The 6,091-nt window shown below is 35.9% G+C and carries 6 protein-coding genes and 2 pseudogenes; all 8 read right to left on the reverse strand.

Translation table 11 applies throughout. From position 1 onward, the window contains the following. Positions 1-424: pseudogene (locus GMD1S_RS06310) on the reverse strand (hypothetical protein); the annotation flags it as partial. A gap of 399 nt (positions 425-823) precedes the next feature. Next, positions 824-1,120 carry a DUF4176 domain-containing protein gene (locus GMD1S_RS06315; protein ID WP_000025675.1) on the reverse strand — a complete coding sequence of 99 codons (297 nt, stop codon included), beginning with the start codon at positions 1,118-1,120 and terminating at the stop codon, positions 824-826. A 163-nt stretch (positions 1,121-1,283) separates the two neighbouring features. Then, positions 1,284-1,940 carry a DUF443 family protein gene (locus GMD1S_RS06320; protein WP_000248457.1) on the reverse strand — a complete coding sequence of 219 codons (657 nt, stop codon included), beginning with the start codon at positions 1,938-1,940 and terminating at the stop codon, positions 1,284-1,286. A 42-nt stretch (positions 1,941-1,982) separates the two neighbouring features. Next, the gene (locus GMD1S_RS06325) at positions 1,983-2,648 is read right to left on the reverse strand and encodes a DUF443 family protein (protein ID WP_000247632.1); all 666 of its coding nucleotides are present in this window, start codon (positions 2,646-2,648) and stop codon (positions 1,983-1,985) included. Then, positions 2,642-4,207 carry a T7SS effector LXG polymorphic toxin gene (locus tag GMD1S_RS06330; protein ID WP_000511727.1) on the reverse strand — a complete coding sequence of 522 codons (1,566 nt, stop codon included), beginning with the start codon at positions 4,205-4,207 and terminating at the stop codon, positions 2,642-2,644. Before GMD1S_RS06330 ends, GMD1S_RS06325 begins: the two co-directional genes overlap by 7 nt. After that, positions 4,197-4,559: a hypothetical protein gene (locus GMD1S_RS06335; protein ID WP_000415470.1), complete on the reverse strand. Its 363-nt coding sequence runs from the start codon at positions 4,557-4,559 to the stop codon at positions 4,197-4,199. The genes GMD1S_RS06330 and GMD1S_RS06335 overlap by 11 nt, the downstream gene beginning before the upstream one ends. 2 nt (positions 4,560-4,561) lie before the next feature. Next, positions 4,562-4,915 carry a TIGR04197 family type VII secretion effector gene (locus tag GMD1S_RS06340; protein WP_000531865.1) on the reverse strand — a complete coding sequence of 118 codons (354 nt, stop codon included), beginning with the start codon at positions 4,913-4,915 and terminating at the stop codon, positions 4,562-4,564. 81 nt (positions 4,916-4,996) lie between these two features. Further along, positions 4,997-6,091, reverse strand: a pseudogene (locus GMD1S_RS06345) (type VII secretion protein EssC); the annotation flags it as partial.

A 6,091-nucleotide genomic window follows, 5' to 3' on the forward strand; every position in this document is an offset into this window, starting at 1 on the left:
TCTTTCCATATGTTTCACTTTTCGAAAAGCGAGTATAGTATTTAAATCGAGTTTTAACCTGATAGGTTTTTCCAGCTATATTTTCACTATAGGTACCATGGATTATAAATCCTCCCACACTTGTATAGTTTTTCTCGTATTTTTCTAACTCAAACTGCCCTGTAAGACCGTAATTTTGATAAGAACGATGCACAGCTTGCTCAATCTCAGTTCGATTTGCATGGGCAAACAGCCCCCACATATCCATTAGAGAAAGAATAGGACTGAACACTGTGAAGATTACGATTGGGATCACTATGGATAAGCAACCTATTAATAGCCAATTTCTTTTCTTGGAATTCCCTTCAGATTTTTTAGCAGTTTTCTGTTTTCTTTTTAAGATTAGAATGAGCAAAACCAAGATTCCTAATACAAATAAAACCAATCTACACTCTCCTTTTATCGTGGATAGCTGTTAACAGGTGTATAGGAAGGAGGCTAACAGAAATACTCTTCTCACCTGCTAACTTATCCTGAAATCCATAAACTCGTCTGAAATGAGGAACAATCCTTATCCCATTATATCACATGAGCAATACCGTAAGAAGAAGAGAAAAGTAAAAAATGTCTTTGTTTATTATACTACAATATCAAAACAGCCCTTTCCTATAGAAACAAAGCTATATTTTGGTATCATAAATTTTGGCTTATAGCCACACAGACTTAGCTGTATGATGGGAAAATAACTAAAAAAACGAGGAGTTTCTTTAATGTCAAAGTAGCTCCTCATTTTTGATTTCTATTTAGTATTGTGATATTTTGCAATAATCTTTACAGATGCACATTATTTTGTTACACCCTTTTTAATTGTTGTTGCATTTTCATCAAGCCAACGTTGATAAATTTCGGCGAACCGTTCTTCTTCTTCATCACTATAGCCTTTATAAACCACTTTATCTACATCATCACGATTGAAGTAAAACAACTGTTCTGGGTTTAGTCCCATTGGATAAAAAGCAGCAGAATAGTCAAACAAAACATTTTCACCATTCTGTTCTATAGTAACCCCACGATTGAGAATCATTAGTTTTTGACTCCCCTCTTTTAAATAAACAATTGTTCCAATTGGCAAAATAGACATTTTCTTGTTTTCCTTTCAATTTATAATTTCTTTATTTCTACAATGCTATACGCCATCGTATTAGCATTCTTAAACTTTAAATGCATCATTCAACACCCAAACACTTTCTGAATGGATTGAATACCTGAATCAAAGTCTTTTCTAACTTCTCGGCATTCTGTATTTATAGTTCTTCAATTTCAGTTAATGTTAGTGTCTTATAATACTCTGGGATTTGTGGCATTCTCAGTATTACAAAAAACCACCACGAAATTATGCCATTTATAACCAATATAGCACTTTCATAACCACTGTCAAGTCCTATAAAAAATGCTAAACAAACCGTATTAATTCCAAGAGTAATATACCACCAATCAATCATTCGTTTCCCTTTGGGTTCAAAAACAAGTCGGCAGCGTTTGCTGTTTTGGGGAACTCTTGATTCAAACTTTCTTACCGCACTTTTTTCATAAAAGACAGCCATAAGATAAGACAAAAATACAGAGAAAGCAAATAGCACTACTTTCATTAAAATTTGCTGATTGATTCCCCAGCTAATAAAGGCATCTTTCATCAGTGTATGAGAGAAGCCCACAAGTGGCTGAATCATGATAACTAGAGCAGTAGATGCGCCTATTGGTGTCTTCGATTTTATTCTAAAACTATCATTAGATGGAGATAACTCAACCATTTCAGCAGTAACCTCTTTCGGAAGCGAACCGAAGAAATAGGATTTGCCTTTTATAGTGGTAGGATCTAAGATATAACTTTTATTCTTAAACTCAACGATTCTAAAAACTGCTATATTTGAATATTTAAATTTTAATTCCACATTTACCACCAAAACACTTTCTGAATTGATTTAATGCCTGAATCAAAGACCTCATTTAATTTCTCTAATTCCTTCAAATGTGACGTTTCTAATCTTATAAGCGGAAAGAATGGGAACCTTTCCAAATAAAAATGATAGAAGAAAAAATGAGATAATGCTATTAATAACGAGAACAATACCTTCTCCTCCATCATTAATAGACAAATAAAGTGCCAAACAAGCTATTATAGGAACAGTAAAAATATAGGCGTCAAAAACTTGCTTTCTTGCAGATATTGGTTTAAAAATCATCTCATATCTTCTACTAGAAGAAGGCAGTAAAGCTTTAACATTTTTACGTTCTTGCTCTCTTTTCAAATAAAAAATCAAGTAAGAGAATAGTATAGATGCGCAAAATACTACTAATTTTAAAATTATCTGTTGGCTAATATTGTACTCTTTAAAAAAAGTTTTCAATAAAGAATAAACAATCCATACAAGCGGTTGAACCATGATTGCCACATATGAAGCTTTAAACTTATTAATCGGGGTACTAAAATTGATATCCTCTCTATTTAGTTCCGCCATCTCAACCGTTAATTCCTCCGTTGGAACACCCCAATAGTAGAACTTAGGAGTCATTGAACTTGCATCTAATATGTATTTTTTCCCATTTAGTTCTACAAGTTGATGACAAAAATACTTCGTTTCTCTATAGTTAATTTCCAAATTTACCACCCAAACACTTTCTGAATTGATTTAATACCGGAATCAATACTATTTCCGACTTCCTTGATACCTGCATCAATTTTACTTCCAACTTCTTTGATACCTGAATCAATATTACTTCCTATTTCCTTAACACTTTTTTCAAGATTGTCGCCCATCTCGTTTGCTATATCTTTGATTCCAAGAAAATTGTAATTATATGCCAAAGTAGCAAGTGTTGCTGCAGCTACCCCAGCACCAATAGCCCAACCAATCGGACCTGTAGCTGCATATGCAGCTACACTTAAAATAGCCTCTGAACCGGTTGCAAAATATGCCGCCGCAAGTGTTGTTGCAGCTGCATCTACTGCTAATGTAGCGATTGCCGTAGTAGCAACAGTATGTGTAAAGGCACGTCCGGCATTCTCATTTTGCAGGTTGTTCAAAAAGTCCATCCCCATAAATATCGAACTGATCCCTGAAATCCCAAGAGAAGAATTGGTTCCTGGTATAGGGATATTAATTTCTGAAATCGTGAAATTCTTAAGTAGATTCGCAGCATTTGCTTTGAATAAAGCATCCGTATATCCTTTACTATTTGCAGAGTAGGTAATGTTTATATTACCAAACTTATCAGTAGTAGTAAAATACTTAAAGTACTCTGATAGTTTAGGATTCGTTGAACTTAACTTAGAAATTGTTTCTTTAGCAAGTTCTTCCAGAGATGTATCTCGGACAATTTCAAGAAACTCCCCTAGCCCGCTTAGGTCAACATTATTATTAACTTTACTCTCGACATATTTTCGTACAGCATCTTTAACATTCTCTGGTAACTCTTTACCAGGATACCGTTTTCCATACTCTGCAATTGCCTTTATATCTGTCTCATCTAATTCGGTTTCATTTTTAACTTTATCTACAACATTTTGATAATTTTGAATTACCTCAGAACGCTTCTTCCACTCATTATTAATATTATTAGCCCAAGGGGCTTGTCCCTCTATTTTAAAAGTTCCATCAAACTTTCCAAAGTCACCTGTAACTTGTTCGAAACCTTGAAGAACTAAGCTCTGTAAGCTTTCTGAATCCGAAAACTGGCCACTAGTCGAGCTCGCAAATGACTGTAACTTTTCTAATTTTTTTTGTAACTCATCTCGCTTACTCGTTGCATTTGAGATAATTTCTTGAACATTACTTTTATAAGTAGAATCGATGTTCTTCAAATCAGATAAACTGTTCAAAATAGCTTCTTGAGTCGAAATAGTTGTATTTTCTGCTTCAATTTGCTTTTGAAGTGTCTCCTCATCTAGACTTTCTTCACCGACTTGTGCATGGTAAAGAGTCGGTAGTTCACTCGCTTTTCCTCCCAGGCTCTCTGAAAAGAGGATAACTCCTCTCACTAGAGGAACCATTATATTTTCCGCATAGGACTTAGCACTATCATAGGCTTTACCTTTCAATTCTTCCTCTGAAATCAATTTATTAAAGGCAGTAATGACAGCGTCATAATAATTCGCACGGCTACTTAATACCGTATTCGCTGTGCTACCCTGCGAGTCTGCTGATCCTATGTCTACTTTAATACCCATTTTTCCCCTCCTTTTGCGATTCAAGACGGCGTTGTTGGAAAAGAAGTTCCTCTTTTTCGCCCTCTAGCTTACTCATTGCTTTTTTTAATTCTTCTTTCCTCTCGGTGATAAAATCATCCAGTAGCTGTTCATTCCTTTTTAACTTTTCTATATTTTCAAGGCGATCCATCTCATCTTTAACTGATAACGGATAATAGCCTAATTCTCTATATGGGATGAAGTTCGATTGGCAAAGATCTATAATCTCCGTCGCAACGGAAAGAAACTGATTTCTTTCTTCTTCTAGCTTGGATAAATTTGTTTGAATCTGTTGAACACTACATTGAATATCTTCTAATTTTCTTTTCTCCATCCTCACTCCTTAAATAAATTATTTTGAGGAACAAATGACGGATTTGAGTATGGAGAAGGTAGACTGGTTGTCCCATTATTTGGATTATTCTGCCACATTGTACTTATATTCTCATCTACTACTTCAAATTCATTTGCGACACTATGAATTAGTTTTACGAATTCACTTATTTTCGATTGAATATTTTTAGCAATAGATGCCTCATTTATAATCAATCTTCTTCCTACCGTATTAGCGGTATAATAGCTTGTCTTATCCCTAGTAACTGTACCGGCAGTTGTAATGCTATTGCTTGCTGATACAATTCCAGTTGCAATAGTACTTGCCTTGCCTTTTTCACTTTTTACTTGTCCCATGTTCAATAACCTTTTCAATTATCCTTTCTACTATCAAATCGTCAAAAGACCGGGTTGAATCTTAAGTATCAAAAAATAGTTTTACTTATTCTTACTAATTTTAAGTTTGATGACTTCTTTCCGAGAATGTAAATAAACCTGATCGAGATCTGGAGCCACATCTCTGTTATACATTCCTTTATCTAAGAAGGTTTGATCCATTAGGCGCATACCAAAGATGACCCATTGGACATTTGTTTTGAGGTATCTAGGAATTGGGTCGATGCTTGTCCCAATATAAGTATAATCAGTACCAATAATAAACCTCATCCCTACTCGATACCCATTCTCAAACATAAATTGAAGCTGTTGATCATTTAAATCGCTTTCGGATACTAGTGCTCTCATATTAGGTATAAAAATGATCCACTCAGATGATATGCCTTTTTCAAGACGGCGTTCTATTTCATAGATTAGCTGATTTCCTATGTCCGATAGTTCCTTTTTGCTTCCAACATAGGTTTTCACCTGGTCATTATATGCTTCATATTCTTGGAAAGCATCAATCAACATCATATGGACGTTAGGCATTCTAAGAATAGTTTTTAATAAATGATGCGTTATATTATCAAAAGCGTCTTCTGCATTTGACACATAAGCCATGTGTTTAAATTTGCTAAGAGAGATATTGACACTTCCAACCATTTCTAGTTCCAAACCGATAGGAATCTGATCATTCTCAATAGCCTCTTGTACATCAGGCAAATTCAAAAATTCTTCCATCGTCAACTCCTCTGGCACCATCGGGATGGCACTTGGGCGCTGGCCGGTCCAGGCTTCTTGGAGGGAAGCGACTTCCTGACGTAGGTTGTTGAGAACTTGGGTGTCATTGGCTCCATAAACTGGGAGTGCCAGCTGGATGACATCCACCTCTTCACGCTTCATAAGGGCACGTCCCTTGATATCTTCCATAGTCATAGCAAGTGGTGTAGAGCCCACGATTGCCCGCACTTCACCTGCCTCATTTTGTGGCAGGCTCAACTGGTGCTTGAAGTTCGAGTAGAGCTGAGCACGAAGGTTGGTTTGACGACCGGCTGTCATCAAGAGGTGAACCCCGATACTGAGACCTTCACGAGAGATACGCACCAAGAGCTTGAAGAGTTCCGCCTCATAGGCTTCTTCCTTGAAGGCTTCATA

This window comes from Streptococcus sp. GMD1S (genome assembly GCF_000296875.1).
Lineage (GTDB): Bacteria > Bacillota > Bacilli > Lactobacillales > Streptococcaceae > Streptococcus.

Bases quoted from the DNA above. Each gene is read 5' to 3' on its own strand.
- GMD1S_RS06315 (WP_000025675.1), bottom strand. From the start codon at position 1,120: ATGTCTATTTTGCCAATTGGAACAATTGTTTATTTAAAAGAGGGGAGT.
- GMD1S_RS06330 (WP_000511727.1), bottom strand. From the start codon at position 4,207: ATGGGTATTAAAGTAGACATAGGATCAGCAGACTCGCAGGGTAGCACA.
- GMD1S_RS06335 (WP_000415470.1), bottom strand. From the start codon at position 4,559: ATGGAGAAAAGAAAATTAGAAGATATTCAATGTAGTGTTCAACAGATT.
- GMD1S_RS06340 (WP_000531865.1), bottom strand. From the start codon at position 4,915: ATGGGACAAGTAAAAAGTGAAAAAGGCAAGGCAAGTACTATTGCAACT.